Here is a 2114-nt window from a genome sequence, read left to right as displayed (position 1 = left end):
ACGTCCGGCAGGGACGGCACCTGCCCCGCGGCGGGCAGCCCCGGCGCGGACGACGATGCCTGGAGCTCCTGCGTCCCGGCAGCGGGATACAGCGGGACAGGCAGCGCGTCGACCGCTGCGTCACCCAGCACGGCCCGCAGGGCGGCCAGCCTGTCGTCACCGGGACGTATGCCGCCCAGCTCCTCGGCCTCACCGGGCCGGAGCGCGTGGTACTGCGCGGGCAGCACGACACCGGCGCCGCGCAGTGCCCAGTCCTTCGGGACCGCGAGCGGGCTCATCCGGCCGCCGGCGGCGAAGAACGTCCGGTCGGCGTCGGCGACGAACAGGTCGGAGCCGACGTCGAGCCCCCAGCTGGCGGACTCGACGGTCACGTTCAGTCGCCTACCCGGAGCCAGCAGCGTGTAGGACGAGGACGGGGCGGAGCCGACCACGAGCGACGCGCCGACGACCCGGCCGCGCCGGTACACCATGCCGGGCGGGTTGTGGGTGAGGGGCTGCGTGCCCGTCACCGCCTCGGCCGTCAGACCGGCCGGCCGCAGCCGGAACCGGCCGACCGGCACCTCCGAATACGACAGCAGCGCCGGCGGCGGGGTCGTCACCGCGATGACGAGCTCGGCGGGCGTCACACTGCCCAGGCGCAGCCCCACCAGGCCGGTGGCCCGGCCGACGGTGACGTAGGCGCCGTCCGCCGCGTCACTGAGCTGTTTGGGCAGCCACTTGCCGTGGCGGCGTTCCGTCCAGGCCAGCAGGACGCGGGCCGACGGCGGCGGCTGGGGCGTGACCTGCACCTCCGTCAGCCTGCGCGGCCCGGTCTGGCCGCCGCCGGACGACGGGACGTCCGGGTCCGGCGTCACCACCGGCCAGAACAGCAGCAGCCGGCGGTTCCACACCACCGGGACGACCTGGTCGTAGCCGATGTCGACCGGGATGACCTCCCACGGCGACCACGCCCCGTCGTCCAGGGTGCGGTAGTAGTACGTGTACGGAGCGGTACCGGAGCGGGCGACCACGTGCAGCACGTCCCGCTGCACCCCGAGGGCGGTCGAGGCGACCCGCTCCCGGTGGAAGCCGAGCACCTGCGGGCGGGCGATCTTCTCCAGTTTGTCCAGGTAGGCGCGGAACGCCTCCTCGGCGGCGTCGTCGGTGAGGCCGGACTGCAACAGGTCCGACTCCAGCTCGGCGAAGAACGACGACCTGCCGATCCGGGCGGCCGGGTCCGCGTAGTTCTCGGTGTGCGTGAAGATCCGGCGCTGGGCCTCCCACACCCGGTAGCGGCCCATCCACACCCACTGTGACCAGCCCTCGTCCGCCTTCGCGTCCGGCCGCATCCCCGGGCCCTCCCGGCCCAGCTCACAGCGCTGCACGAACATCTGCACCGAGTTGAGGGCCTGCCGGATACGGGTGGTGATCTCCTGGGGGCCGATGAGGACGTCGACGAGCAGGCGGGCCGACAGCGCGTCGGCACCGTCCAGCCGGTCACGGTGCACCAGGAAGGAGACGAGGGCGTCGCGCCGCCGGGCCCGCAGGCCGTCGAGGATCGACGCGCCGGTGCTCGCCCACTGGTCGGCGGCGAACCGGGACTCGACCCGGGCGAGCACGGCGTCCGCGGCGGCCAGGCCCCCGGCCGCAGGGTCTGCGGGAGCGGGTCCCCCTGCCGCGGGCTCCGCGGCGGTGAGGTCCGTGGCGGTGGCCCACGTTCGGCACTCGGCCACGGTCGCGCCGACGGCCGCGGCCAGGGCGAGCTGGCGCGCGCCTGCCGCCAGGACGTCAAGGGTGAGGACGTTGCCGCCGGCGGCGTCGGCCGCGCCGGCCGCGCCAGTGGTGCCGGCCGCGCCAGCGGTGCCGGCCGCGAGGGCCGCGAGGGCCGCGACAGCGGCGGTGTCAGCGGGGCGGTTGAACAGCCGGGTCAGCCGGTCCGTCAGTGTCACCGGCGAGGCGGCCACCAGGACGGGTGGGGAGGAGACGCGCGCCGCGGCGTCCGCGGTGGCGTCCAGGATGGCCGGGCACACCCCGACCGGGCCGCCGAAACGGTCGGCGATCACAAGCGCGTGGCAGGCGTCCACCACCACGGCCGCGAGCTGGGCCGCCTCGGCCGCGGCCGGTCCGCCGGTCGC

At 75.7% G+C, this 2114-nt stretch carries 1 protein-coding gene; it reads right to left on the bottom strand.

Going from position 1 to position 2114, the window contains the following annotated elements; genetic code table 11:
* Positions 1 to 2114: neuraminidase-like domain-containing protein (locus NBW84_RS21770; protein WP_250286934.1), on the bottom strand; the 2114-nt coding region annotated here is incomplete at both ends.

The organism is Protofrankia sp. CiP1_Cm_nod2 (assembly GCF_920664355.1).
Taxonomy (GTDB): Bacteria; Actinomycetota; Actinomycetes; order Frankiales; family Frankiaceae; genus Protofrankia.
This window is presented reverse-complemented; position numbering and strand designations above follow the sequence as displayed.